Genomic DNA, 26,749 nt, shown 5'->3' with positions numbered 1-26,749 from the left:
CGCCCGCCGTACGGCGAGCGGCCCCGGTCGCGACGGGCGGCCGTCAGACCATCTCCGGCATCTCGCCGACCGTCGTCCGCACGTCGATCACGGCGAACGCGGCGCCCTGCGGGTCCACGATCGCCGCGAACCGGCCGAAGGGGCTGTCCATCGGCCCGAACACCTTCCGCCCTCCGAGCCGCCCGGCCGCCTCGACGGTCTTGTCGCAGTTGTCGACGGCGAAGTAGATCTGGATGTACGCCGGGACCTCGGGCGGGAAGTCGTCCGCCGTCATCACCATCCGGCCGAGCAGGGGGCCCTCACCGAGGTCGAAGACCCGGTAGTCCTCCATGTTCTCGTCCTTGATCTTCTTCGAGCCGTACCCGAAGACCGAGGTGTAGAAGGCGTCGGCCCGCTCCGGCTCCCGGGTGAACACCTCGGCCCAGACGTACGAGCCGCTCTCGCCCTCCAGCTCGAAGCCCTCATGGGTGCCCGGCTGCCACAGGCCGAAGGTCACGCCCGTCGGATCCTGCGCGAGGCACATCGAGCCGAAATCGCTCACCTGCATCGGCTCCATCAGCACCGTGCCGCCCGCCGCGCGGATCTTCTCCGCCGTGGCGGCGACGTCGTCCGAGGCGAAGTACAGACACCAGGCCGACTGCGGCGGGGCGTCCTGGCCGGGCATCGGCGGGACGACGGCCGCGACCGCCTTGCCGTTCCGGTACGCCTGCGTGTAGTTCCCGAATTCCGAGGAGGACTCCCCGAAGGTCCAGCCGAGCACGTCACCGTAGAACGCCTTGGCGCCCTCCGCGTCGGTGAACATCGCGTCGGTCCAGATCGGTGTGCCCTCAGGTCGTGCGGCCATGACGGTGACTCTCTCTTCCGTTCGACGACGAGGAGACGTTCCTGACAGCCACGCTAGCCACGCCCGGCCCGCCCCGCGCGGTGACGCGCGACCGGCCCGGCGGCTCATGCCTCCGGTACGGGCGGGACCACCGCGACCGGGCAGTGCGCGTGGTGCAGGACCGCGTGCGCCACCGACCCGATCAGCAGGGAGCCGAAGCGGTGGCGGTGGTGACGGCCCACGACCAGCAGGGCCGCGTCCCGGGACCCCTCCACGAGCCGCCCCGCCGCGTCACCCGGTGCCACCACCGGACGCAGCTCGACCTCCGGCCACCGCTCGGCGAACGGCCGCAGCCGAGCCTCCTGCTCCCGCTCCGTCTCCCGCAGCATCAGCTCCGAGTCGTCCTCCTCCGGCAACGGCCCCGGCACCTGGAGCACCGGCACCGGAGCCACCAGGAGCGCGGCCGGGACCGCCGGCAGCCGCAGCACGGTCACGGCCTCCAGGGGTACGCCACGGAGCCGGGCCGCCTCGAAGGCGAACTCCACCACCTCGTCCGGCGTCTCCTCGGGATGCAGGCCGAGGAGCACCCGCCCCGCCCCCGCCCCCGCCTCCGTCCCCGGCACGGCCGTCCGCGCCTCGTGCGGCACCACCACCAGGGGACACGGCGCCGTCGCCGCCAGCGAGCGGCTGGTGGAACCGAGCAGCAGGCTCGCGAAGCCGCCCCGTCCCCGCGAGCCGGTGACCAGCAGCCGGCAGCCCCGGGCCGCCGCCGGGAGGGCGTCGGTGACGGAACCGTCCAGCGACGCGCAGCGCACCGGTACGGCGGCGCCGTGCTCCTCCACCAGGGCGCGGGCCGCGTCCAGGACGGGATCCGGGTGCGGGGCGTCCGTGCCCGGGGAGGCGGACCGGCCCGGCGCGGGCCCGAGCCCCTCGGGGCGTACGTGGGCCACGATCAGGGGCGCCCCGAGGGCGGTGGCCGCGCCCAGGGCCCACTCGAGGGCCCTCGTTCCGTGCGCGGAGCCGTCGACGCCGACCAGGACCGGCGCGCCCGAGGCGGGCGGTCCCGGGGGAGTGCGGGAATCGCTCATGAGCCCATCACTCCCTCGTCCCGCGGCCCCCCATGCCGGGACGCCGGGGAAGCCCCCCGGCAGGACCACCGGGGCGCGGGGAGGATCAGGCGTTCTGCTCGCGCAGGGCGCGCTCCCGCGCCCGCTGCTCGTCGCGCTCCTTGATGCGGAGGTTCTCCTTGCGGACCTCGGCCTGGGTGGCGCGCTCCTTCACGAGCCACTCCGGGGACTCCTGCTTCAGGGCCTCGATCTGCTCGGTGGTGAGCGCCTCGGTGATCCCGCCGCGGGCGAGACCCGCGATGGAGACGCCGAGCTTCGCCGCGACCACGGGGCGCGGGTGCGGTCCGTTGCGTCGCAGCTCCTGCAGCCAGGCCGGCGGGTTCGCCTGGAGTTCGTTGAGCTCGGTGCGCGAGACGACACCCTCCTGGAATGCGGCGGGCGTGGCCTCGAGGTACACACCCAGCTTCTTCGCCGCGGTGGCGGGCTTCATCGTCTGGGCGTTCTGGTGCGACGTCATGCCTCCAGGGTATCGAGCATGTGGCCGACTTCCGACCACGGCCGCTACCGGTAACCTGGCGGGGTGACAGGCTCGGAAGCTTCCCCCTCGTTCCGGCTCGCGTATGTCCCGGGAGTGACGCCCTCGAAGTGGGTGCGGATCTGGAACGAGCGCCTGCCCGACGTCCCCCTCACCCTTCTCGGCGTGACCCCCGCCGAGGCCTTCGGCGTCCTCCGGGACGGCGGGGCCGACGCGGCGCTGCTGCGGCTCCCCGTCGACGGGGACGACCTCAGCGCGATCCCCCTCTACACGGAGACCACGGTCGTCGTCGTCCCCAAGGACCACCTCTTCGCCGCGGCGGAGGAGGTGTCGGCCGAGGACCTCGCCGACGAGCTGGTCCTGCACCCGCTCGACGACACCCTGGGCTGGGAGCGCCCGCCCGGCCGTCCGGCCCTGGAGCGCCCCGCGACCACCGCGGACGCGATCGAGCTGGTCGCCGCCGGGATCGGCGTCCTCGCCGTCCCCCAGTCGCTGGCGCGCCTCCACCACCGCAAGGACCTGACGTACCGCACCCTCCACGACGTGCCGCAGTCCCGGGTGGCGCTGTCCTGGCCCGCGGCGGAGGAGGCGCCCGACCTGGTGGAGGAGTTCATCGGGATCGTCCGCGGCCGTACCGTCAACAGCACCCGGGGCCGGCGGGCGGAGGAGAGCAAGGGCCGCAAGGCGGAGAAGACCCCCAAGAAGCCGCAGAGCGGCGGGCGGTCCGGAGCGGGCGCTTCGCGTACCGGCGGACGTCAGGCCCCCGGGGGCCGCGGGACCGGTGGCGGCGCCTCCCGGGGCCGCGGCGGCAAGCCCCGCCGCCGTTCCTGAACCCGTTCCGTGCGCGGCCGCCGTCGCGGCCCGGCGTCCCGGCCGTCCGTACGGCGGACGCCCGGTGCCCCGGGACGGCGGGCCTCGGCATACTGACCCCTCCTGATCATCGAACGCACCCAGGAGGAGCATTGGCCGCCAGTTTCAGGACCGTCATCGAGGTGGGTCCCGACCACCTCGACCAGGCCCGGTCCGTCGACCGGCTGTTCCAGGAGGCGATCGCCCCGGCGACCGTCGACTTCGACTTCGAGGCGATCCGACAGGCCGCCGAGGCCGTCCCCGACAGCACGGTCGTGCGGACCGTCCGCGGCTGGGGGCTCCAGGAGCACGCCCCGCTGCTGGTCATGGTCCTCTCCCTCAAGGAGGCCGTGCGCCAGGCCCTCCCGGCCGAGTACGCGGACGCCCGCTTCTGGGAGACCGTCGAGCGCGAGCTGACCGAGGCCTTCACGGACCTCGGCGCGCAGCTCGGGCAGCCGGGCCTGTCCTTCTACGAGGAGACGCCGGAGCGCACCCGCTTCTACCGGGACCTGTTCTTCGCCCTCGGCGACGAGACGGCGGGGGAGTCCCTGCACGCCCTCGCCTTCTGCGTGGACGTCACCCTGCACCTGCCCAAGGACCGGGTCCTCGCCCTCGGCCCGGCCGACACCGCCGCCTTCGCCGTCCGCCTGAACGCCGTGGTGCTCCGCCAGCCGCTGGGCCTCGCCGCCTGAACCGCTGAACCGCCGAACAGCCCTGCCGGCCCGCCGTCCCGGGCCGGACCCCGCCGTACGGGACGCCCCCGCGTCCGGCCCCGGTGTCAGCGCCGGCTTCGGACCGTGATCAGGGGCACCACGAACCAGACGAGCGCGAACCAGAGGGCCATCACCGCGACGAGCCACAGCGCCAGCGCGTCGTGCAGTGCCATCCGCATGATCAGGAGGAACGCCGACGCCATGGTCAGGTACAGCAGCACCAGGCCGACCACCGTGAGCCGCGCCGCCCACCTGACGGCCACCGGCTTGAGCCGCCGCCCCGACACCAGCCGGTGCAGCGACACGGGCCCGATGAGCGCCCCGGTCGCCGCCGCCCCGCAGAACACCGTGACGACGTAGATCGTCTTGTCCACCGACCCCAGGTCCGAGAAGCGCGGCTGGAAGACCACGGCGAGCAGGAAACCGAAGAGGATCTGCACACCCGTCTGCGCCACCCGGAGCTCCTGGAGCAGCTCGCTCCACTGCCTGTCCGCCCGCTCCATGGGGGTCTCGTTGCGGCCGTCGTCCGACGTGGAGCTGTCCGCCGGACGGTCATCGGATCTCTCACTGCTGCTCATGGCAAGCGGGTGCCCCGGAGCCGCATTCGTACACCTGTCTCCCGGGCCCCCGGGGCGGTCTGTCGACGGGTCAGCCGGCCCGCCGCCACCGGCCGGCACCGCGTGCCGCCGCGACCAGTTCGGGCACGGTCGCGAGTTTGACGCGGGGCCGTCCCGCCTCCGCGCCCCGGGCCCGCTCCGTCCGGTCGATGGCGGCGAGGCCCCGGGCGTCGACGAGCGTCCGGCTCCGCTTCCGCACCAGCCGCTCGAAGTCCTTCGCCGAGCCCGTGGGCCGGGGCAGCGCCCCGGCGACCGCGTCCGCGAGGAGACCGCCGACCGTCTCGGCGGCGCAGGCGCGGTTGGCGCCGATGCCCCCGGACGGTCCGCGCTTGATCCAGCCGACGACGTAGGTGCCGGGCATCCCCTCCACCCGACCCCCGGTGTGCGGCACGGTGCCGGTGGTCTCGTCGAAGGGCAGTCCGGGGACCCGTACGCCCCGGTAACCGATGGCCCGCACGAGCAGTCCGGCCGCCAGGTCCACGCCGTCGCCTCCGGCTCCGCCCGCCGCCCCGGCACCCGTGACGCGCACGGCCTCCACCCGCTCGCCGCCGAGGGCCTCGACCGCGGAGGAGTGGAAGCGCAGCACGATCCGGCGCCGCCCCTCGGCCGGGCCCCGGCTCCAGTCCACCGTCTCCCGGGCGATCCCGCGCAGCAGCGCCGCCTTCCCGCCGGGCGCCGCCGCGTCCACCGCCGCCCCCACGCGCGGGTCGTGGTCGTCGACGACGAGGTCGACGCCGGGCAGGCCGGTGAGGGCGAGGAGCTCGGAGGTGGTGTACGCGGCGTGCTCGGGTCCGCGCCGGCCGAGGAGCACGACCTCCCGTACGCGTGAGGCCCGCAGGGCGGCGAGGGCGTGGTCCGCGATGTCGGTCGCGGCGAGCCCCTCCGGGTCGGTGACCAGGATCCGGGCCACGTCGAGGGCGACGTTTCCGTTGCCCACGACGACGACGCGCTCGGCCGCCGACGGCGCGACGGCGTCCGGGCCGGTCTCCGGGTGCGCGTTGTACCAGGAGACGAGGGCGGAGGCCGGCACGCTGCCGGGCAGGTCCTCGCCGGGAATCCCGAGCCGCCGGTCCGAGGGCGCGCCGACCGCGTAGATCACCGCGTCGTGGTGCGCGGCGAGCTCCTCGGCGGAGACGTCCCGGCCGATCTCCACCCCGAGGCGCAGCCGCGCCCGCGGGTGGGTGTGGAAGCGGGCGAAGCCGTCCCCGGCCCCCTTGGTCGACGGATGGTCCGGAGCCACGCCGTACCGGACGAGCCCGCCGGCCACCGGCAGCCGGTCGATCAGCGTCACCTCGGCGTTGGTGTGCAGCAGCAGGTCCTCGGCCGCGTACATGCCGGCCGGACCGGTGCCGACGACCGCGACCCGGATGGGGGCGAAGTCGGAGGGCAGCGAGCGGTCGAAGCGCGGTTCGCCCCAGCTGTGGAAGGTGGGGGAGGCGGCGGCCGGGGCCGGCTCGCGGTCGGTGAAGTGGGCGGCGTTGATGGCCTCGTAGGCGCGCAGCTTCCCGGTGAGCCGGTCCACCGGGAAGATCGCGTCGACCGGGCAGGCGTCGGCACAGGCGCCGCAGTCGATGCAGCTCCTGGGGTCGATGTAGAGCATCTCGGTGGTGCCGAAGTCCGGCTCGTCCGGCGTCGGGTGGATGCAGTTGACCGGGCAGACGGCCACGCAGGTGGCGTCGTTGCAGCAGGTCTGGGTGATGGCGTAGGTCATGGCGGCGGCTCTGCTCGGCTCGGAGGGTCAGAGGAGGTGGGCGCGCTTGTAGAAGAAGACGGCCGGCCGGGTCAGCATGCCGACGTCCGACAGGAACTCCATCAGCCCCGCGCAGCTGGCGCGGAGTTGCGCCTTGTAGTGCTCGTTGGCGGCGGCCTCGCGGCGGGCGCGCTCGGGGTCGAGTCCGGCGCGCACGTACACCTCGGGGCTGACCAGGCTGGTGATGATGTAGTACGCGGCGATGGCGACCACGAGGGACTGGAAGTGCCGCCGGGGCCGGCTCGCGCGGGCCAGGTGGCGCCGCGTCTCGTCCCGCGCGAACTTCATGTGCCGGGACTCCTCGACGACATGGATGTTGTTGATGGTGCGGACGAAGGGCACCACCCGCTCGTCGCGCATCCAGTCGCGCTGCATCACGTCGAGGACCTCCTCGGCGACGAGGATGCCGGCGTAGGCGGCCTCGCCGAAACCGACGGTCTTCATGACCCGGCCGAGCTCCATCACGGCCCGCCGGGGCCGGTACGCCGGCGCGCCGAGCTTCTGGGAGCCGCGGGCGAACATGATCGAGTGCCGGCATTCGTCGGCGATCTCGGTGAGGGCCCACTGGAAGCGCGGGTCGGTGTGGTCCATGCGGTAGATGTCACGGAGGACCATCTGCTGGAGGATCATCTCGAACCAGATGCCGGTGCTGGCCACGGAGGCGGACTCCTGGCGGGTCAGCTCCTTGCGCTGCTCCTCGGTCATCTCGTTCCAGTACGCGGTGCCGTAGAGGCTGTTCCACTCCGGGCTCTGGCCGTGGAAGCCCTTGTCGAGCGGCGTGTCCCAGTCGACCTCGACCGCCGGGTCGTACGACAGCTTCGCGGCCGACCGGAGGAGACGCTCGGCGACGTCGTCGTCCTGGTTGTCCGGGCGAACGGTGCTGCTTGCCATGGTGCGGCTCCTTGGATCGCGCGAATCGGCTCGGAGGCTTGTTAGACGTCCCGTCTAGCAAGCTTGTTAGACGGAACGTATAGCAAGGGGGCGGGGCAGGCCTACCCCCGGTACGCACTTTCTTCCACGGGACGCCCCCGGACCGGGCCGTACGGAACCGGGCCGGGCACGCGAACGGGGCCGGAACCTTTCGGCTCCGGCCCCGTTCCCCGGGTGGGGACGCGTCAGAAGGTCAGGTTCCAGGCGTTGATCCGCCCGGTGTCCTGGGTCGCGTTGTCGTTGACACGCAGCTTCCACACCCCGTTCGCGACCTCCGCCGAGGCGTTGACCGTGTAGCTCTGCACCAGGTTGTCCGTCCCGGCGCCGGTCCGGTTGTGCAGCGTGTACACCGTGCCGTCCGGGGCCACCAGGTCCACCTTCAGGTCACCGATGTAGGTGTGCGTGATGTCCACGCCCACCTTGAGCGTGGCCGGCGCGTTGCCCGCCACCCCGCTCACCGTGATCGGGCTCTCCACCGTGGTGTTGTCCGGGACGGTGACGTCGGTGAGGTTCTCGAAGTACGCGCCGGGCGGCGGGGTCGCACCCCCGACGGCCTTGAGCGCGTCGACCGCGCCCTCACCGAAGAAACCATTCTTCGTGGTCGTGCCGGTGCAACGGCTGTCCGACGGGCACGCCCGGTCGGTCGCCTCCGCCGCGAGCCGGTCGCGCAGCCGCGCCGGGGTGAGCGTCGGGTCCACGCTGAGCATCAGCGCGGCGACCCCGGCCACGTGCGGCGAGGCCATCGACGTACCGCTCTTGCTGCCGTACTTGCCGCCCGGCAGCGTCGAGTACACGCCGGTCGCGCCGTCGCCGCCCGGGGCGGCGATGTCGATGACGCCGTTGCCGAAGTTCGAGTACGAGGCCTTGGCGCCGCCACTGGCCTGCGCGGCGACGGTCACCACGCCCGGCAGCTCGGTCGGGATGTCGACACAGGCGTTGGTGATGGTGCGGGTGACCTTGGTCGAGTCGTTGGGGCTCTCGGAGTCGGTCGTCTTGTTGGCCAGGTCGTAGTTGGAGTTGCCGGCCGCCGCGATCTGCAGCGAGCCCTTGTTCTCCGCGTACTCCTGGGCCCGGCGCACACCCTCGATGATGGCGGCCTGGTCCACGTTGTCCGGGCAGTTGAACTGCCAAGGGTCCGTGTAGTAGCTGTTGTTGGTCACCTTGAAGCCGCGGTCACCGGCCCACATGAACCCGCAGATGGTGTTCTCGGCGAAGAACAGGGCCGTGGTCGGCTCCGCGATGCGCACCGAGGCGATCTTCACGCCCGGGGCGACGCCGACGACGCCCTTGCCGTTCTTCGCCGCGGCGATCGTGCCCGCCACGTGCGTGCCGTGGGTGTCCACGTCCCGCCACGCGCCCGCCCGGGTGTCCGCCTTGCCGTAGGCGCAGGAGACGGAGTCCGCGGCGTTGAAGTTGGGCGCGATGTCCTGGTGCCGGTCGTCCACGCCGGTGTCGAGGACGCCGACCTTCACCGCGGCCGAGCCGGTGGTCACGGCCCAGGCCTGATCGGCCTTGATCTGCGTCATGTCCCAGCGGTTGGACTCGGTGAGCGTCGTCGTCGACTGCGCCGGGTTCGCGGGGAGCGCCGGGTTGTAGGCGTCGGCCGGGACGTCGGAGGTACGGGTCGCGCCGACCTGCTGGACGCCGCTGACCGCGCGCATCGCCGGGGCGAAGGTGGCGGAGGCCGAGTGGGCGACGATCACGCCGATCGCGTCGTACGAGGCGAAGACCGAGCCGCCCTTGGCAGTGACGGCGTCGCGGACCGCCGTGGTGTCACCGGGCGTGGTGATGACCAGGTACGCGCGGGTGCCGGCCGCCCAGGCGGCGGCCGCGGTGCCCGTCGTGGCCGTCGCCGTCGTCTCGCGGGCCGCCGGGGCCGAGCGGGCCGTGACCGGATCGACGTCCGTGGGCACCGCGTGGGCGAGGCCGGCGGGGGCGGCGAGCGCCGCCGCCGTGCCGAGGGCGAGCGCCGCCAGGGCCGGAGTTCTCAGCCGGCCGGATATGTGGGAAAACAATGCGTCCTCCGATGACCCGGTGGCGCGGGTGGCGCCGGCCGGGCCCTGTGATGTGTGGGGTGGACGCAAGATCCCAGACGGCTCCGGCGGAGGGAAGACTTCTGTCCGAGAAGCCCGTTCGTGTTACGGACTGTTGACCTGGCGGCGCCGGGAAGAGGCGTTTTTCCGCCCCTGTGCGCGGTTCGTTCCCCGGGGGTACGGAGCGGGCGCCGGGCCCGCCCCGTACGCCGGTGTCACTTCAGGTACGGTCCCGCCGTGCCGACGCGGCCCGGCCCGTCGAGCACGTACACCCGGAGGTTGCCCTTGCCGGGCGCGGCGACGGAGAGGCGGCCGTCCGAGACGGTCCGCACGTCACCGCTGACGGCGTCGGTGTACGTCCCGTTCGGGACGCCCGTGAACGTGGCGCCGCCCGAGACGGTGACGAGCGCGAAACTGTCCGTCGTACCGCCGGTGTAGCGGCGCTTGAACGCCATCCCGCCCGAGACGCCCTCCGTGGAGTACTGGCCGGTCTGCAGCGCCGGGACCGCCCGCCGGATCTCGTTGAGCCGCTGGACGTGCCGGACCAGGGGCTGCTGGAGGGTCGTGGCGACCGCCCCCGATGCGGCGGACACCTTCGAGAATCCCGAGGCCGTGACCGACCCCGCCAGATGGTCGCCGAAGTAGGCGCGGCCCGTCTCCGCCAGCGGGCAGGACGGCCCGCAGTCGATCTTCCGGCCCTTGCGGAACTCGATCTCGGAGCCGTAGTACAGCGTCGGGATGCCCCGGAAGGTCCACATCAGCGACATGTTCTCCGCCCAGGCGTCGGTCCCGCCCGCGTAGCGCTCGGAGGACTTGTTCGGCCTGTAGTCGTGACTGTCGACGTAGACGACGTTGTACGTGGCGTCGTGGTAACTGTCGTCCGAGTCCTTGCCGTTGGAGAAGGCGTTCTGCGCGTCGCCGAAGTTCATGTGCATCCGCATGTCGATGACGTGCATGCCGGAGAAGCGGCTCGGGTCCGGCGCGTGGTAGGCGTTCCCCGCCAGGAAGGCGTTGGTGGAGGTGGGCTGGTCGCCGGTGCCCCGCTGCTGCTCGTAGGCGTACATCTCCAGGGCCGCCGCACTGTCGTCGGCGGAGAACTCCTTCCGCTCCTTCCAGGTGTAGAACTGCGCGGAGTGGTTGACCGAGCCGCGGTTCCACTTGTCGTTGACGAAGGCGGCCACCTCGCCGAAGACGAAGAAGTTCCGGGCCGCCTCGGCGCCGTGGCGCTGCGTGACGCGCTCCTGGATCGCGGGCAGGAAGCGGCGGTTCCAGGTGGTGCGCGGGATGTGCACGGCGGTGTCGACGCGGAAACCGTCCACCCCCATGTCGATGTACTTGTTGTACGCGCCGATCAGATGGTTCTGCACGGCCGGCTTCTCGGTGTCGAGGTCGGCCAGGTCCTCGTGGATCCAGCAGGAGCGCGCGTCCTCGCCCTCCCAGTTGCCGATCCAGCACTGGTGGTAGAGGTCCTTCGGGAACATGCCCGACGTGGGGCTGGGCCACTGACAGTTGTAGAGCGTGTACCCCTCGGCACTCCGGCCGCCGGTGGGCCTGCCCCAGTGGAGACAGGTGTTGCCGGCCGGCTCGGCCGTGGACCACAGGTCGCCGTTGTAGTACGACTTCCCCGACTTCGGGTCGACCGTCAGCCCGTCGTAGGCGAAGCCCGGCTGCTTCTCGTCGTAGTACCAGCTCCACTGGCTGTCCCGCACGCCGTACACGGTCGGCGTGAACAGGCCCCTCGCCCCCCAGCGGGAGGAGTGGTTGTAGACGACGTCCTGGTAGATCTTCATGCCCTTGGCGTGGGCGGCGTCGATGAGGTCCTGGTAGGAGGCCCCGGCGGACTCCAGGCGCGGATCGACCCGGTGGAAGTCCCAGCCGTGGTAGCCGTGGTAGTCGTAGTCGGAGCGGTTGAGGACGACGGGGGTGATCCAGACGGCGGAGAAGCCGAGCCCCTTGATGTAGTCGAGCCGCTGGATCAGGCCCTTGAAGTCGCCCCGGAACATGGGGTCGTCATGGGCCGCGTTGCCCGACCGGGTGTGCTGGCTGCCGCCGCGGTTGTTCGAGGGGTCGCCGTCGTGGAAGCGGGCGGTCAGGACGAAGTAGATCGGGTCCTTGCGCGGGTCGGTGCCCAGCGGCTTGCCGGGGGCCGGGCCCGCGGGCCGCTCGCCGGTGGTGACGGTCGCCGGGAGGGACGCGACGGAGACGTTCCCGGCGGCGTCGACCGCCCGCACGGTGTAGGCGTACGCGGTCCGTTCGGCGAGGCCCGTGTCGGAGTGGACGGTCGAGCCGACGTCGGTGACGCCGGTGCCGCCGGTGCCGCCCGTCCGGGTCACCTGGTACTTCGTGACGCCCCGGTCGTCGGTGGCCGGGTCCCAGGTGAGGAGGACGGAGGTGCCGTCGGCGACGGCGGTGACCCGCCCCGGGGCGGTCGGCGCGCGGGTGTCGGGCGGGGTGGCGGCGCACGGGTCGGACGCCTGCGGTGTCACCGTGTTCCTCCGGACCGTGGAGACGCCCGCGCCGATGGTGTAGTCGGCGCCGCCGTTGTTGTCCCAGATCCCGTTGCCGTTGTTGAAGGCGGCCTTCATCGAACCGGCCGTTCCGAGGTCGACCTCGCGCTTCCACCAGCCCGCGCACACCTGCTCCATGCCGGCGCCGGGCACGGTGGTCCACGCCCCGCCGGCCGGCTGGTGGTGGATGTTGACCGTCGGCCAGCCCAGGGACTCCGTGGAGTAGTACACGGTCGCCTTGGCGGACGGACCGGGCGGCGGGGTCCCGGCGCAGGGGTCGGAGTGGGCGACTGCTCCGTCCTTGACCGTGATGCTCCCGGTCCCGAGGGCGTAGTTCCGGCCGCCGTTGTTGTCCCAGGTGCCGGCGCCGTCGTTGAAGGTGGCCCGCAGGCCGGTGGCGGCGCCCAGGGGGACGGTCGCCCGCACCCAGTCCGTACAGGCCGGTTCCATCGACACGCCGGGCACCGTGGTCCAGGCGCCCCCGTCGGGGGCGTAGTGCAGTCTGTACGCGGCCCAGTCCTTCGTCCTGGTCCAGTAGAAGACGGTCGCCGTGTTCTCCGCGACGGCGGCCACCGGAGCGGTCCGGTGGAGCGGGGCGGACGGCGGCGGCGTGCCGGACGGCGCGGTGACCGCGCCGAGCAGACCTGCGGCGGCGGCCACCACGGCCACCACGGCGCGGCCGGCCGGCCGCGTGGGGGTACGGGGCATCTGCGGCTCCTGGCGGGATGCTTCCGGCAGGCCGGCGACACGGGGATCGGCGCTGCTGGAAGATCGGTCGGAAAATTTCTGAAATTCCTTGCGTTGCGGGGAAGTTACCGGCGGCCGGTCCGGGTGGGAAGACATCCGGCGAAGACGTCCGGAAGGCGTACGGGGAGGGCCTGTCAGCGGACGTGCGACGCCCGCGCGGTCCCGGACCGGCCGCCGACCAGGGGAGCGGGCCGGGAGGGGCAGGCCGGCCCGGCACGTCCCGCACCCTGGCGAAGGCGCGCCGAGTGGCCGTCAGGAGCGGTGCGCGGCCCAGGCGGTCAGCCCGGCGGCCGGCCGCCGACGGCCCCGAGGCGATGGCAGCCCGGCTTCGGGACGAGCGCCGTCCGCCACCACGAGCCGAGCCCTACCGCCCTGGCCCTCGTCAAGCGGAACGTACCGGTCGACGCACCGCCAGGTGCCGGGCGTCGGGGGTCACGGGCGCGGCGGCAGCCAGCGACGGGCGGCCGCCAGCGTCACGTCGACCTCGTCGCTCCACGAACAGGCCTCCACCCACGACAGGTAGCCGCCCTGCGCGAAGACCAGCACCTCGCCGGGGTACAGGCCGGTCTCCGTGACGAGCTGCGCCTCGGCCACCACGACGGTGCCGGGACCGGTGGGCGCCGGATCCACCTCGCCGGTGCCGCATGCGAAGGAGGCGGTGCCGCACCCGCAGGCGCAGCGCTCTCGCACACTCAGGTGCGGGATCTGCCGCCGGAGTGCGACGTGCACAGGATCGTCCGTGCTCAGCAGGGCGGCGAGCACATCGGCGACATCGGCGGGCAGACTCTCGGACATCCAGGCACCGTATCCGAACGGGCCGCCGCCCCGGCGGGCGCCTCCGGCCGCGGCGCCCGGGACACCGCGCCGACGCGTCGGCAGCGCGGTCGGCACGATCGGGGGACGGTGCCCGGCGCTTCACCGGGGATCCCCCAGGGAGCAGCGCGTGGACAGTTCAGCGGTCCGAAGGGGGCCGGGCGCGCGCTCCCCTCCCGGCACGCGCGCCCCCGGGGCGCCGCCGGTTCTCCCGTCCGCCCGTCACTTCGCGGAGCGCCGTTCCGCCGCATCCGGACGCTCCTCCCACCGGGCGTCCCGCCGGAGCCGGCCCACGGGGCGCGGGCCGCGGGAGCCGCCCGTCACGTCTCCGCCGGACGGCCCCTCCGCTCAGGCCTCCCCGTCGTCCTCCACCTCCAGCGTGAACAGCGCGCCGTCCGGGTCGCGGACCACGACCCGGCGGTCCGTGTCGTCGTCCTCCGGGCGGTGGACGCCGCCCCACTCGCCGCCGGGGACGAGCGAGCCGCCGTGTTCCACCACGGCCGCCTTCGACGCGGCCAGGTCGGGGACCCGGAACCGGACGAGCCAGCGCGGGCGCAGCTGCGGGCGGGGGGAGGCCGATTCGACGGGGCCGCTGTCGAGCCGCGCGACGGCCTGCCCGTTGCGCCGGAGGACCACCCGCTCCTCCTCGTACGAGACGTCGCAGCGGCCGGGATCCGCCTCCGCCCAGCGCAGCACCCCGCCGTAGAAGACGGCCGCGGCGAAGGCGTCCCGGGTGTGCAGCTCCAGCCACGCCGGGGCCTGCCGTTCGCCGACGTGCCAGCGCGAGACCAGCCGTCCCTCCCACACCGCGAAGGCGGCACCCTCCGGGTCGGTGGCCAGCGCCGCCCGGCCGCGCGGCGGAAAGGCGACGGGGCCGACGCCGACCGTGCCGCCGCGCTCACGGATCCGCGCGACCGCCGCGTCCGCGTCGTCGACGGCGAAGAAGACCGTCCAGGCCACCGGCACGGCCAGCTCGGCCGCCACCGCCGCGATCCCGGCCACCGGCACCCCGTCGCGCTCGCCCACCGCGTACGCCTGGCCCAGGGAGGCCGGCCGGAAGGTCCAGCCCAGGACCGCCCCGTAGAACCGCTGCGCCGTGTCCAGGTCGCGTGCCGCCAGGCTCAGCCAGCAGGGCGCACCCGCCGCCTCCGCGGTCATCGGCCCCGTCACCGCCACCACCTCCTCGTCCCGCGCCCGCCGGCCGGACGTCGCCCCGCGCCCCTTCCCGCCCCGGGCCCTTCCCATGCGTGTCCTCACCCGGCTGCCGGTGCCGGCCACCCGCGCGGGTGCCTCGCGGCGCCCCGGACGGCGCGGGTCAGGCCGCCTCGCGGGCCACCTGGTCGCGCAGCGCGAGCGAGAGCCGGTGGTGGAGGGCGCCGACGACGGGCCGGCCGGGCGGGAAGAGGCCGGCCGCCAGTTTCCAGTAGCGGACCGTCGAGGGGCAGGCGCCCCGCGCGAGCGGCTCCAGGAGCCCGCGCCGGAACTCCGGGGTGTCCCGGGCACCGAGCGCCGCGGCGTACGCGGCGACGAAGCCGTCGAGGGCCGCGCCACCGTCCGGCTCCCGGCCCTCGCGGGCCTCGGCCGCGGCGAGCGCGTACGCCTCCGCCAGCCCCTCGTACAGCACGCCCGGCCGGTACGAGCCCTCCGGCAGCGGCGGCGGGACGCGGAACCCGCCGCCGCCCCGCACCGGCCCCGAGACGAGGGCGTGCAGCCGGGCGAAGGCGAGGACCTGCCCGGGATCCGGTGCGGCGGGCGGCTCCGGCACCACGGCGTCGAGCACGGCCGCCACCACCCGGCGCGGCAACCGCGCGGGCAGGGAACGCCGCCAGAACGCGACCAGGGGGGCCGTGCCGGGAGGGGACGGAAGGGCGCCGAGCAGCGCCAGCCGTTCGGCCCGCTCCCCGGCCGGGGAGTCCCGCAGCGCGCACAGCGACGCCTCCTGCCAGCGCAGCGCCGCCAGCCGGGAACCGACCTCCCGCAACCGGCCCGCGAGGACCTCCTCCAGCGCCCCGCCGGGGTCCCGCGACCCGTCGGCCCCGGACAGCACCCGTTCCACCTCGGGCACGGGCACGCCGAGCCCGCGCAGGGACCGGACGAGGCGCAGCCGGTCGAGCGACTCCGGTCCGTAGCGGCGGTGACCGCCCGCGCTGCGACCGGCCTCGGGCAGCAGCCCGCGATCCGAGTAGAACCGCACGGTCTTGACGGTGACACCGGCCCGCGCGGCGAGCTCACCGATGCTCCACCGACCGTCGTCGGACACCACGACTTGAACCTCCCTCAGGGGGAGTTCCTAGCGTAACGGCGTGCGATCACCGACGTGCGAGGAGACGATCATGACGCTGTTCCTGCTGGTGTCCGGGCCCTTCACCGGCGGCTGGGTGTGGGACGAGGTGGCCGCCCGGCTGCGGGCCGAAGGGGCCGCGGCCCACCCGGTCACCCTCACCGGCCCCTCGCCGCGCGGCCCGGGCGCCGGCCCGGCCAATACGGACATCGGCCTGGAGACGCACGTCGACGAGCTGGTACGGCTCATCGACGGCCTCGGCTCCGACGACCCCGGGGACGTGGTGCTCGTCGGCCACGACTACGGCATCCACCCCGTCCTCGGCGCCGCCGGCCGGCGGCCCCGGCGGATCGCCCGGGTCGTGTACGTGGCCGCCGGCATGGCCGGGGACGGCGACCCGGCGCTGCGCCTCGTCCGCGACGAGGCCGTCCGCGACCGGCTGACCGCCACCACCGGCGCGACCCCCGCCGACGTACCGGCCCCGGTGGGGGAGGAGTGGGAGCGCTGGGGGAGCACCGAGGGCCTGTCCCCGGCCGCCCGCGAACGGCTCGACCGGCTGGCCGTCCCCCAGCCCGCCCGTACCCTCACCGAACCGCTCCGCCTTCCGGCCGCCGTCGCGGACATCCCCGCCACCGGCGTCCTGTGCACCGCCGACGGGCCCGGCATCGGCATGCTCGAGACGCTGGCGGAGGCCGGACCGCCCCCGTTCCGGGCCTTGGCGGAGCGCGGTGTGACCTTCTTCGAGCTGGACACCGGCCACTGGCCGATGCTCTCCCGCCCCGACGACCTCGCCGGCGTCCTCCTCGCCGCCGCGGCCGGCCGGGGCCACCGGCTCCCGGCGCCGGGCCCCGGCCCGGACGAGGCGGCCGCCGACCGCCCCTTCCTTCTCGACGTGCCCGTACGGCCCCGCGAGCGCACCGGCCGGATCGACCTCCACCTCCCGGAGGCCGACGGCCCCCGTCCCGCCGTCCTCTTCGTCCACGGCGGACCGGTGGACGCCGACGCACGGCCCACCCCGAGGGACTCCCCGGTCCTCCTCGGCTACGCCCGCCACGCGGCGGACCTGGGCGCCGTCGGCATCACCCTGGACCACCGCCTGCACGCCCTGACCGACTACGGGCGGGCCGCCGGTGACCTGGCCGAGGCCGTGGAGCGGGCCCGCGCGCACCCCCGGGTCGACGAACGGCGGATCGCCCTGTGGTTCTTCTCCGGCGGGGGACTCCTCGCCTCGGACTGGCTCGCCGCGCCGCCGCCCTGGCTGGGCGCCCTCGCCCTCACGTACCCGGTGCTCGCCCCGCCGCCCGGCTGGGAGACGGTCCCGTCCCGCTTCCGGCCCGTGACCGCGGTGGCCTCCGCCGGGCGGCTCCCGCTCGTCCTCACCCGGGCCGGCCGGGAGCACCCCGACTTCGCGCGGACCGTCGCGGACTTCCTGGACGCCGCCCGGACCCACGGGGCCGCCGTCGAGGTGGTCGACGTGCCGCACGGCCGGCACGGCTTCGAGACGCTCGACCCCACGGAGGAGTCCCGGGCGGCGGTCCGCCACGCCATGCGGTCGGTGCTCGCCCACCTGACGGACACACCGGACGGAGACGTCCGGGGAAGACGTCCGGCGGACCCCCTCGGCGAAGGGTCCGGCGGTCACCCCTGACGGGGAGACGTGGCGGCACCGCCTCGCCCGGAGGCCCGGCGGCGACCGGCCGGAACCGCCGGTTCAGGCGGCGTGGACGAGCACGCCTCCCACATAGGTGCGCTCCACCCGGGCGTCCGCGATCTCCTCCGGAGGGCCGGTGAGGATGTCGCGGTCCAGGACGACCAGATCGGCCAGGTTCCCGGCCCGCAGGCTGCCCGCGTCGTCGTGCCCGTTCACGTGGGCCGAGCCGGCGGTGTAGGCGGCCAGGGCGGTGGTGAGGTCCAGCCGCTGCTCCGGCAGGAAGACCCGCTCGTCGTCGGTGCCCGGCGCCCGCCGGTTGACGGCGACGTGCAGGCCCTCCAGGGGGTCCGGGCTGCTCACGGGCCAGTCGCTGCCCGCGGCGAGCGTCGCGCCGGCCCGCAGCAGATCGCCGAACGGGTACTGCCGGGCGGCGCGTTCGGGCCCCAGGAACGGGATCGTCAGCTCGTCCATCTGCGGTTCGTGGGCCGCCCACAGCGGCTGGATGTTCGCGACGGCCCCCAGCCGGGCGAAGCGCGCGAGATCGTCGGGGTGCACCACTTGGAGGTGGGCGAGGTGATGGCGGTTGCCGCGCGGGCCGTTGGCCTCCAGGGCCGCCTCCACCGCGTCCAGCGCCTCCCGGACGGCGCGGTCGCCCAGGGCGTGGAAGTGGACCTGGAAGCCGCGCGCGTCGAGCGCGGTGACATGGCCGCGCAGCGCCTCCGGGTCCACGAAGCTGAGGCCCGCGTTCGCGGTGACGCAGCCGCAGCCGTCGAGGTACGGGGCGGTCATCGCGGCCGTGAAGTTCTCCGCGATGCCGTCCTGCATGATCTTCACCGAGCGCGCCCGGAACCGGCCGTGGCTCAACTCGGCTCGCCGGGCCTCCAATTCGGGTATCTGCTCCGCCCCCCGCTCCCGGTCCCACCAAAGTGCCCCCGTCACCCGCGCGGTCAGCGAGCCGTCACGGGCCGCGGTCGCGTAGGCGTCCGAGGGGTCGGGCCGCCCGCCGAACTCGCCGAGCAGCGCGTCCTGCCAGCCGGTGATGCCCAGCGAGTGCAGCAGCCGCTGCGCCCGCAGCAGCCCGGCCAGCCGGTCGGCGGGCGTGGCGGCCGGGACGAGCCGGCCGACCAGCGCCGCGGCCCCCTCCTGCAGCATGCCGCTGGGCGTGCCGTCGGCCTCCCGCTCGATCCGGCCGTCGGCGGGGTCGGGCGTCGCCGCCGTGATCCCGGCCCGTTCGAGCGCGCGGGTGTTGGCCCACGCGCCGTGGTGATCGCGGTTCGACAGGAGCACCGGCCGGTCGGGGACGACCGAGTCGAGCAGCCGGCGGGTGGGCAGACCGCCCGCGAAGCTCTCCAGGGACCAGCCGCCCCCGGTGATCCACTCGTGGTCCGGATGCGCCCGCGCGTACGCCCGGACGCGCTCCAGGTACTCCGCGACGCCGACCGTCCCGGTCAGATCGCACTCGGCCAGCTCGCTCCCGCCGTAGACCGCGTGCACATGGGCGTCCTGGAAACCGGGCAGCAGCAGCTTCCCGCGCAGGTCGACGACCTCGGTCCCGGGGCCGATCAGCTCGCGGACCTCGTCGTGGCCGACGGCCGTGATCCGTTCACCGGTGACGGCGACCGAGGTGGCCCGGGTGCGGGCGGGATCCAGGGTGAGGACGGGCCCTCCGGTGAGGACGAGATCGGCCTTGGGCATGTGACGGCTCCGGGGCGTGCGGTGAACGGTGGCGGCGAGCTCGGTCGCCGGGCGCCATCGAAGCCCGGCGGACGTACCGCCGTCAACGACTCCCCGCCGGGCGGTCGGTGGCCCCGCGCGGACGGCGTCGGCCCCGGGCGCCCCGAGGGGCGGTCAGCCCGGCGCGACGGGGGAGAAGCGGCCCACGGCGGCGAGGTCCGCGCTGATGAGGGCGGCGGTCTCCCGCAGCGGGGGCAGCAGCGTGGCCAGGCTCTCCTCGGGGGTGGCACGCCCCGCGTGCAGGGCGATGTTGACCGCGGCGACGACCCGGCCCGCCCCGTCCGTGACCGGCACCGCCAGCGACCGCAGGCCCTCCTCCAACTCCCGCTCCACCCAGCCGTGTCCGCGCTCCGCCGTCGCCGTCACGGCCTCCTCCAGGTCGTCGCGCGTGGTGAGGGTGTGCGGTGTCAGCGCCTCCGGCGTGATCCGGCCGAGACGCACGGCCCGTTCCGCCGCCGGCAGCGCGCCGAGCAGGACACGGCCCATCGCCGTGGCGTACGCGGGCAACCGGGTGCCGATGCCGATGTCGATCCGCATGATGCGGCTGCCGGCGACCCGCGCCACGTACCGGATGTCGTCGCCGTCGAGCACCGCCACCGAGGCCGACTCCCGGACCCGGCGCACCAGGTCCACCAGATGCGGGGTCGCGATCTCGGGCAGCGTCAGCTCGGAGAGCCGGGCGTAGCCGAGCTCCAGGACGCGGGGCAGCAGCCGGAAACCCGCCTCCTCCTCCCGTACGTATCCCAGGTGCCGCAGGGTCAGCAGGGAGCGGCGGGCGGTGGCCCGCGGCTGGCCGGTGAGCCGGGCGAGATCGGTCAGCCGGGCCGGGCCCCGTACGGCCCCGAAAGCGCGCAGCACGTCCAGGCCGCGTGCGAGGGACTGCAGGAATCCGGCGCCCAGCTCCTCCCTGAGGGCGTCCTTGCGGGCACCGGCGGCCGAGACCACCGGGGGAGCCGGGTGTGTGGTGGTGGCCGGGGCGGAGGCGAGTGCCTCCTCCATCGCGGCGGCCGTCCGCCGCAGCGCGGGCAGCGCCCGCTCCTCCAGCGAGGCGGCGCTGTGCCGGCTGGTGTGGCTCTCCACCCCGACCGCGCAGACCACCGCGCCGTCCGGGCCGCGCACCGGCACGGCGACCGCGACAAGGCCCGGTTCGACCCCCTGGTCGTCCACCGCGAAGCCCCGCGCGCGGGCCTCCGCCACCCTCCTGTGCCGGTCGGGCGTGCCGGAGCCCCGCGCCGCCCCGTCCTCGTCCCGGCCGGCGGCGAACAGCGCGCCCGCCGCGCAGTGTCCGGCCGGGAGCAGTTCGCCGGGCCGCAGCGAGATCGCCATGGCCCGGCGCCGGGCGGACTGGGTGAGGAAGCGGACCCCGTCGCCGTCCGGGACGGCCAGGGACACCGACTCGTCCAGGGTGGCGGCGAGCGACGCGGCGTGCGGGCCGAGGAGTTCGGGCAGGCCGCAGGAGGCGAGATAGGCGTTGCCCAGCTCCGCCGCCCCGGGGGCGAGCAACAGCTCGCGCCCCTCGGCGCGCAGCACGCCGACGCGGACGAGGGTGGTGGTGATCCGGTCCACCGTCGACCGGGCGAGGCCGGTGACCCGCGCCAGCTCCCCGGGGTGCCGGCGCGGTTCGGGTCCGGTGGCGAGCACCCGCAGCACCTCCAGACCGCGAACCAGCGGCCCCACCGCCCCGGCGGACCCGGCCGCGGACTCGCCGGACACCGCCGGCACCGGCGGCCCGGCCCGGTCGGCGGGCGCGCCGGAGGTCTCCCCGGACGACGCGGTGGTCTGCTCCATCGTCCTGCCTCCTCGGGCGGCGCTGTACGGCGGACGGGGCCGGTCCGGGCGCGGCCCTCGGCCCCGGAGCGGGCAGGAGAACCGTACCGGCCGTCCCCGGCGGCCGCCCGGGCGTCCACGCCTCGGCCCCGGCGGCCCCGGCACCGGGTCGTACCCCGGCCCCCTCACCCGCCCGGTCCGCCGATCCCGCTGCCCAGGTCGAGGGCCCCGCCGCGGCGGAGGGCCCGGCCCGGCCGCGTACCGGTCGGGTCCCCGGTGGACGACCGCCCGGGGCAGCGGGGCCAGCGGGTCGAGCAACTTCCGCCGCGTCCAGGGCGGACGCGGCCGGCTCGGCCTCCCGCGCCGACCACGGCCGGGCGGAAGGCGAGGGCGCCACGCCTCCACGGAAGCCGGTGGCAGCGGGGCCCGCGCCAGGGCATCGCCCGGTCCCGGCCCCCGTGCGGGTCCCGGTCCCCGCCCGCGGGCACGCGTCGACGTACCGCCTGGGCGGGACCGCAGGCCAGGCGTCCCCCGCCCGGACGGCAGCCGGCCGCGGTCCGACCGCCGCCGGGCGTTAGCCGTTCGTGAGCGGGACGGCAGGACCGGGCGGAAAGCTGGGGGACGCGCCGCACGACGGGACCGCGTGCGCGCATTCGCCGATCACGGGAGAACGCATCATGCGACGACGCACGCTTCTGAAGGGCACGCTGCTGGGCGCGGCGTTCGCCGCCGTACCCGCCGCCGTGGGAGGGGCGGCGTCCGCGGCCTTCGCCGCCGAGCGCGTGGTCCCCGTGGCCTCCCTCGCCGAACTCCAGCTCGCGATCGACCGCGCGCTGCCCGGCGACCGGATCGTGCTGGCCGACGGCACCTACACCCTGCCCTCGGACGGGATCAGCTTCGCCGGCAAGCGCGGCACCAGCAGCGCCCCCATCACCGTCGTCGCCGCCTCGCGGGGCGGCGCGGTGCTCCAGGGCACCCGCGGCTTCGTCTTCGACGACTCCAGCGACATCACCATCAGCGGCTTCGCCCTGCGGCAGAGCACCTCGATGGTGATTCCCACCGGCAGCACCCGCATCCGGCTGACCCGCAACGACCTGCGGTTCGCCGACCTCACCGGTCTGGACTGGGTGATCGTCCAGGGCGACGACGTCAAGATCGACCGCAACCACTTCCACCACAAGACCACCGAGGGCATCTTCCTCCGTGTCGACGGGCCGGGCACGACGGGCATGGCGCAGCGGCTCCACGTCCTGCGCAACCACTTCTCCGACCACACCTTCGCCGGGGACAACGGCGGCGAGCCCATCCGCCTGGGCGTCAGTTCCCGTGCCCTCACGCCGGCCCACGCCCTCGTCGAGTACAACCTCTTCGAGCGGTGCGACGGCGACCCGGAGACGGTCTCGGTCAAGTCCTCGGACAACACCGTCCGTTACAACACCGTCCGCGACAGCCTCGGCGGCATCGTCCTGCGCCACGGCAACCGCACGACCGTGGCGGGCAACCACATCGTCGACGGCCACGACGGCATCCGCGTCTACGGCAACGACCACCTGATCGTCAACAACTACGTCGCGGGGCTCACCGGCAAGGCCCTGGTGATCGGCAGCGGCACCACCCGCGACCACCACGAGGGCGAGACCACCGAGGAGCGGCGCGGCAACGACGCCTGCGACCGCGCGGTCGTCGCGCACAACACGCTGTGGGGCAACACCCGCACGCTGCTCGGCGAGACGAAGGACCACGAGCCCCGCGACGTGGTCGTCGCCGACAACCTGCTGGTGGGCGACGCGGGCACGCTCGTCGCGATGGGCGCGACCGGAGGTTTCCGGTGGAGCGGCAACATCCTGTGGGGTGCCGCCGCCAACGGCAACCTGCCGGCGGGTGGCTTCGTCCGCACCGACCCGCGCCTCCAGCGGGGTGCCGACGGGGTGTACCGCCTGACGGGGGGCAGCCCGGCGATCGGCGCGGCGACCCTCGCGAGCCCGGCCGTCACGGAGGACCTCGACGGCCACCCCCGTGGCGCCGCCCGGGACGTGGGCGCCGACCAGTACACGACCGCCGCCCCGCTCCGTTCACCCCTCACCACGGCGGACGTCGGCCCGAACGCCTCCTGAGCGGGCACCCCGGGTTCGCCGGGGCTTCGCTCGCGGCTCCCCCGCCGCGCGCCCGTTTCGGCCTAACCTCGGCATGTGACGGAGAACGAGATCAAGCTGAAGGCCATCGCCGCGCTCACGGCCCTGCGTTCCGACGTGGACGAACGCATCGCCTCGGACCTGCTCGGGGAGGTCATTCCCGAGCAGTTCGAGGTACGGACGGGGGCGACGGCCGAGGAGGCGGGCTTCGCCGTGCTCGCCCAGCTCTCCGAGCCGTTGAGCGCGCTGGTCAACGGCTTCATCCTGGCCTTCGAGACGGTGGCCGACGCGTACGACGGCACGGGCGCCGAGCCGAGGACGGAGGCGATCCTCCAGGAACTGGCGCTGCGCCTGGCGGGCGACGACTTCCAGGAGGAGGGGCCCTGACGCCCCGCCTCACTCGGGGCGGCGGCCGAGCGGCAGGGGGGCGAGGCCGTGGAAGGCGCGCTCGGCCGCCGCGATCAGGCCGTGCACACGGTCGCCCACCTGGGCGGGCTCGTACGCGGGGGCGGTGAAGGGGAGCCGGACGTCGTCGTGCCCGGTGGCGCGCTCCACCCGCAGGGTGAGGCCGTGGCGGTCCACGGCGGCGGGCCGGACGGCGGTCGCGCCCCGGAGCAGGGCCGGGTCGAGCAGCCCGGCGAGGAGGTCCACCACGTCGCCGTGGCCGTCGACCAGGTGGGTGAGCATCCCCGCCTCGTACGGGGCCAGCGCGTCCGGCCGGGCGAGGGCCAGTTCGTCCAGGCCGACCGTGACGGTGCCGCGGGCCGTCTCCAGGGAGACGTGGGCCGTGTCCAGGCGCAGTTCGGTGTCCCGTGCCCCCGGAGTGAGCCAGCCGGCGAAGGTGACCCGGGCGCGCACCCGGTCGCGCAGCGCGACGGGGGCCACGTCGGTGAACTTCAGCAGGGTGGAGAGGACCCCGCAGGGCGCGGTGGCGACCTCGGCGGTGAGCGGGCAGTCCGGAGGGACGTGCAGGAGGAGGCGGCCGTCCTCGTCGACGGTGTGCAGGCCGGCGCCGAGGAGCACGTAGTCGCGGGTGCCGGTGACCACGGTGAGGGAGTCGGCGGCGGCCACGACCGTGCGGACGCGCTCCGCGTCCGTCGGCGCGGTCGAGGAAGGATCGGAGACCATCGGGAAACCCCCTGATCGGTTAGGTAAGGCTCACCTAACTTACCCTAGGGGTTCCCTGAGGGCTTTCCAAGCCCCCTCCTTGGTATGGACCTGTGCGGGGGAGGGGCGGCAAGCTCTCCGCATGGACTTGGAGTTGCGACACCTCAAGACGATCCGGGCCATCGCGGACGCCGGCAGTCTCACCCGCGCCGCGACGGTCCTCGGCCTCGCGCAGCCCGCCCTCAGCGCCCAGCTCAAGCGCATCGAGCGGGCCCTCGGCGGGACGCTGTTCGAGCGGGGCCGGGACGGCGTGCGCGCCACCGCCCTCGGGGACCTCGTCCTCGACCGGGCCCGGGTCGTCCTGCCCGCCGTGTGCGAACTCCAGGAGGAAGCCGTCCGCTTCGCCCGGCAGGGCGCGGACGGTTACCGGCTCGGCGGCACCCACGGTCCGCTCCTCGGCGGCCTCGTGGACCGGCTCGCCCGCACCGAACCCGGCGCCCAGGTCACCACGTACACCTCCTGGTCGGAACGGGAGATCGCCCGCGGGGTCGCCGCCGGACGGCTCGACTTCGCCCTCGTCGGGGTCTGCGGCGAGAGCGGACCCCCCGAGGCGGGGCGGCTCGCCTGGACCGAGGTCGCCCGCGACCCCGTGCACGTCATGCTGGCCGCCGACCACCCGCTCGCGGCCCGCGCGGAGATCGAACTCGCCGAACTGGCCGCGGAGGCGTGGAGCGACGTACCCGGCGACGGCTGCTTCGGCGACTGCTTCGCCGCCGCCTGCGTCCGCGCCGGCTTCACCCCCGCCTGCGTCTACGAGACGGACACCGCCTCCTGCGTCCACCTGGTCCAGGTGGGCCGCGCCGTCGGTCTGTGCCGCGCCACCTTCCCCGCCACCCCCGGCCTGGTGACCCGCCCCCTCGCCGGGACCCCGCTCGTCTGGCGGCACCTCCTCGGCTGGCACCCCGAGGGCCGGGCGGCGGGCCGCGCCGCCGCCGTCCTCGCCCACGCCCGGGCCGCCCACACCGACGCGCTGACCCGCAGCGCCGTCCACACCCCCGCACCGGCCGTGCCCCACGCCTCCGTCCCCGTACGGGCGTCCGGAGCTGTTGGGGCGTCAGGAGCCGGGCGTGAGTAGGGCGTCCACGGCGCGCCGGCGGTGGCCATAACGCCGTGGCAGGGGCCGGTCGGCAGCTCCCGCCGTCCCCCTCGGGGTTCCTACGGTGGCCGCAGATCCCCACCGCAACCCGAGGAGAGCCCCCATGCTCCGACGACACGCCCGCACGGCGTGTACCGTGCTGGCCGCCGCCGGTCTCGCGCTCGCCGGCCTCCAGGCCGGCTCCGCCACCGCCGTCGCCCGGCCCGAAGCCCCGTCCGTCTCCACCGGCGCCACCGCCGGCGCGGCCCGGACGCTCGGCGCCGACGCGGCCCCGCCCGAGCTGCTGCGCGCCATGGAACGCGACCTCGGCCTCACCCGCACCCAGGCGCTGTCCCGCCTCGCCCACGAGGCCGAGGCCGGCGCCACCGCCGCCCGCCTCCGGCACAGCCTGGGCTCCGCCTTCGCCGGCGCCTGGGTCGACGGTCCCGAGGCGCGCACGCTCACCGTCGCCACCACCCGCGCCGCCGACACCGCCGCGATACGGGCCGCGGGCGCCACCGTGCGCGTCGTCCCGAACGACCTCGCCGCCCTCGACCGCGCCAAGGCCGCCCTGGACCGGGCCGCCACCGCCGACGCGCCCGTCCGCTACGTCGACGTCCGCGCCAACGTCCTCGTCGTCGAGGAGGCCCGCGCCGGAGCCGGCGACCGGCTCCTCGCCGCCACCGGCGTCCCCCGCCACCTCGTCCGCGTGGTCCGCACCGCCGAGGCGCCCCGCCCGCTCTACGACATCAGGGGTGGCGACGCCTACCACATGGGCGGCGGAGGCCGCTGCTCGGTCGGCTTCGCCGTCACCCGCGGCACCACCCAGGGCTTCGCCACCGCCGGTCACTGCGGCCGCGCCGGCACCGGCACCAGCGGCTACAACCAGGTAGCCCAGGGCACCTTCCAGGCCTCGGTGTTCCCCGGCAGCGACATGGCCTGGGTCGCCGCCAACTCCAGCTGGACCGCCACTCCGTACGTCAAGGGCGCGGGCGGCGCCCAGGTGCAGGTGACCGGCTCCGTGCTCCAGCCCGTGGGCTCCTCCGTCTGCCGGTCCGGCTCCACCACCGGCTGGCACTGCGGCACCGTCCAGCAGCACAACACCAGCGTCACCTACCCCGAGGGCACCATCAGCGGGGTGACCCGGACGACCGTGTGCGCCGAGCCCGGCGACTCCGGCGGCTCGTACATCTCCGGCAGCCAGGCCCAGGGCGTGACCTCCGGCGGCTCGGGCAACTGCTCCACCGGCGGCACCACCTTCTTCCAGCCGCTCAACCCGATCCTCCAGAACTACGGCCTCACCCTGAGGACCACCGGCACGGACCCCGGCCCCGGCCCGGGCGAACCGCAGCCCGGCGGCACCTGGGCGGTCGGCAAGGTGTACAAGGCCGGTGACGTCGTCACCTACGGCGGCGGCACCTACCGCTGCCTCCAGGGCCACCAGGCCCAGACCGGCTGGGAGCCGCCGACCACCCCGGCGCTCTGGCAGCGCGCCTGACCATCCCCCCGCGCCCCGTGCCGGGAGCCCCATGGGTGGCGGGCTCCCGGCACGGGGCCA

Annotated in this window: 21 protein-coding genes; 7 read left to right on the top strand and 14 right to left on the bottom strand. The window is 75.0% G+C overall.

Annotation, left to right across the window (positions count from 1 at the left end; translation table 11 throughout):
* Window positions 1–43 precede the first annotated feature (43 nt).
* From ACFY60_RS27325 to ACFY60_RS27315, 3 genes are all read right to left on the bottom strand, one after another.
* Window positions 44–844 (bottom strand): VOC family protein, encoded by an 801-nt coding sequence (locus ACFY60_RS27325; RefSeq protein WP_388614049.1) that lies wholly within the window; start codon window positions 842–844, stop codon window positions 44–46.
* 104 nt (window positions 845–948) lie between these two features.
* Window positions 949–1,911, bottom strand: a complete 963-nt coding sequence (locus ACFY60_RS27320; protein WP_388614048.1) for a universal stress protein — start codon at window positions 1,909–1,911, stop codon at window positions 949–951.
* A gap of 85 nt (window positions 1,912–1,996) precedes the next feature.
* Window positions 1,997–2,407: a DUF5997 family protein gene (locus ACFY60_RS27315; RefSeq protein ID WP_388614047.1), complete on the bottom strand. Its 411-nt coding sequence runs from the start codon at window positions 2,405–2,407 to the stop codon at window positions 1,997–1,999.
* 63 nt (window positions 2,408–2,470) lie between these two features.
* Here ACFY60_RS27315 and ACFY60_RS27310 point away from each other — a divergent pair, with 63 nt between their 5' ends.
* Together ACFY60_RS27310 and ACFY60_RS27305 are read left to right on the top strand one after the other, a co-directional pair.
* The gene (locus ACFY60_RS27310; RefSeq protein ID WP_388614044.1) at window positions 2,471–3,256 is read left to right on the top strand and encodes a LysR family transcriptional regulator substrate-binding protein; all 786 of its coding nucleotides are present in this window, start codon (window positions 2,471–2,473) and stop codon (window positions 3,254–3,256) included.
* Between the two features lie 131 nt (window positions 3,257–3,387).
* Window positions 3,388–3,966, top strand: coding sequence for a Type-2Aa cytolytic delta-endotoxin (locus ACFY60_RS27305; protein WP_309051295.1), 579 nt, complete (start codon window positions 3,388–3,390; stop codon window positions 3,964–3,966).
* Between the two features lie 86 nt (window positions 3,967–4,052).
* Here ACFY60_RS27305 and ACFY60_RS27300 read toward each other — a convergent pair whose 3' ends face one another.
* From ACFY60_RS27300 to ACFY60_RS27265, 8 genes are all read right to left on the bottom strand, one after another.
* Complete coding sequence (locus tag ACFY60_RS27300) at window positions 4,053–4,565, bottom strand: DUF6328 family protein (protein ID WP_388614041.1); 513 nt, start codon at window positions 4,563–4,565, stop codon at window positions 4,053–4,055.
* Between the two features lie 70 nt (window positions 4,566–4,635).
* The gene (locus ACFY60_RS27295; RefSeq protein WP_388614038.1) at window positions 4,636–6,315 is read right to left on the bottom strand and encodes an FAD-dependent oxidoreductase; all 1,680 of its coding nucleotides are present in this window, start codon (window positions 6,313–6,315) and stop codon (window positions 4,636–4,638) included.
* A 27-nt stretch (window positions 6,316–6,342) separates the two neighbouring features.
* The gene (locus ACFY60_RS27290; RefSeq protein ID WP_388614036.1) at window positions 6,343–7,245 is read right to left on the bottom strand and encodes a diiron oxygenase; all 903 of its coding nucleotides are present in this window, start codon (window positions 7,243–7,245) and stop codon (window positions 6,343–6,345) included.
* 224 nt (window positions 7,246–7,469) lie between these two features.
* Window positions 7,470–9,260, bottom strand: a complete 1,791-nt coding sequence (locus tag ACFY60_RS27285) for a S8 family serine peptidase (RefSeq protein ID WP_388614163.1) — start codon at window positions 9,258–9,260, stop codon at window positions 7,470–7,472.
* 272 nt (window positions 9,261–9,532) lie between these two features.
* Complete coding sequence (locus tag ACFY60_RS27280) at window positions 9,533–12,532, bottom strand: carbohydrate binding domain-containing protein (RefSeq protein ID WP_388614033.1); 3,000 nt, start codon at window positions 12,530–12,532, stop codon at window positions 9,533–9,535.
* Window positions 12,533–13,003: 471 nt separating this feature from the next.
* Window positions 13,004–13,366, bottom strand: a complete 363-nt coding sequence (locus ACFY60_RS27275) for a hypothetical protein (RefSeq protein ID WP_388614031.1) — start codon at window positions 13,364–13,366, stop codon at window positions 13,004–13,006.
* 366 nt (window positions 13,367–13,732) lie between these two features.
* On the bottom strand, window positions 13,733–14,542 hold the full coding sequence (locus ACFY60_RS27270) for a VOC family protein (protein ID WP_388614160.1): 810 nt from the start codon (window positions 14,540–14,542) through the stop codon (window positions 13,733–13,735).
* Between the two features lie 157 nt (window positions 14,543–14,699).
* A complete protein-coding gene (locus tag ACFY60_RS27265; RefSeq protein ID WP_388614029.1) occupies window positions 14,700–15,647 on the bottom strand; it encodes a MerR family transcriptional regulator in 948 nt (315 codons plus the stop codon).
* A 70-nt stretch (window positions 15,648–15,717) separates the two neighbouring features.
* Between ACFY60_RS27265 and ACFY60_RS27260 the strand changes: the two genes are divergently transcribed.
* Window positions 15,718–17,313, top strand: a complete 1,596-nt coding sequence (locus tag ACFY60_RS27260) for an alpha/beta hydrolase (protein ID WP_388614158.1) — start codon at window positions 15,718–15,720, stop codon at window positions 17,311–17,313.
* A 63-nt stretch (window positions 17,314–17,376) separates the two neighbouring features.
* On the opposite strand, the gene ACFY60_RS27255 is transcribed toward ACFY60_RS27260, so the two are convergent.
* Both ACFY60_RS27255 and ACFY60_RS27250 read right to left on the bottom strand, forming a co-directional pair.
* On the bottom strand, window positions 17,377–19,011 hold the full coding sequence (locus ACFY60_RS27255; protein WP_388614027.1) for an amidohydrolase: 1,635 nt from the start codon (window positions 19,009–19,011) through the stop codon (window positions 17,377–17,379).
* Between the two features lie 153 nt (window positions 19,012–19,164).
* Window positions 19,165–20,838 (bottom strand): IclR family transcriptional regulator C-terminal domain-containing protein, encoded by a 1,674-nt coding sequence (locus ACFY60_RS27250; protein WP_388614025.1) that lies wholly within the window; start codon window positions 20,836–20,838, stop codon window positions 19,165–19,167.
* 656 nt (window positions 20,839–21,494) lie between these two features.
* Here ACFY60_RS27250 and ACFY60_RS27245 point away from each other — a divergent pair.
* Window positions 21,495–22,931 carry a polysaccharide lyase 6 family protein gene (locus ACFY60_RS27245; protein WP_388614022.1) on the top strand — a complete coding sequence of 479 codons (1,437 nt, stop codon included), beginning with the start codon at window positions 21,495–21,497 and terminating at the stop codon, window positions 22,929–22,931.
* A gap of 75 nt (window positions 22,932–23,006) precedes the next feature.
* Window positions 23,007–23,336 carry a hypothetical protein gene (locus tag ACFY60_RS27240; protein ID WP_309052563.1) on the top strand — a complete coding sequence of 110 codons (330 nt, stop codon included), beginning with the start codon at window positions 23,007–23,009 and terminating at the stop codon, window positions 23,334–23,336.
* 9 nt (window positions 23,337–23,345) lie between these two features.
* Here the strand turns inward: ACFY60_RS27240 and ACFY60_RS27235 are convergent, their stop codons facing one another.
* A complete protein-coding gene (locus ACFY60_RS27235) occupies window positions 23,346–24,077 on the bottom strand; it encodes a DUF2470 domain-containing protein (protein WP_388614019.1) in 732 nt (243 codons plus the stop codon).
* Window positions 24,078–24,198: 121 nt separating this feature from the next.
* Between ACFY60_RS27235 and ACFY60_RS27230 the strand changes: the two genes are divergently transcribed.
* On the top strand, window positions 24,199–25,191 hold the full coding sequence (locus ACFY60_RS27230; RefSeq protein WP_388614017.1) for a LysR family transcriptional regulator: 993 nt from the start codon (window positions 24,199–24,201) through the stop codon (window positions 25,189–25,191).
* A gap of 124 nt (window positions 25,192–25,315) precedes the next feature.
* Window positions 25,316–26,689: a carbohydrate-binding protein gene (locus ACFY60_RS27225; RefSeq protein WP_388614015.1), complete on the top strand. Its 1,374-nt coding sequence runs from the start codon at window positions 25,316–25,318 to the stop codon at window positions 26,687–26,689.
* The last annotated feature ends 60 nt before the right edge of the window (window positions 26,690–26,749 follow it).

Origin of the sequence: Streptomyces sp. NPDC012827, assembly GCF_042900905.1 — a bacterium.
Lineage (GTDB): Bacteria > Actinomycetota > Actinomycetes > Streptomycetales > Streptomycetaceae > Streptomyces > Streptomyces gulbargensis.
This window is presented reverse-complemented; position numbering and strand designations above follow the sequence as displayed.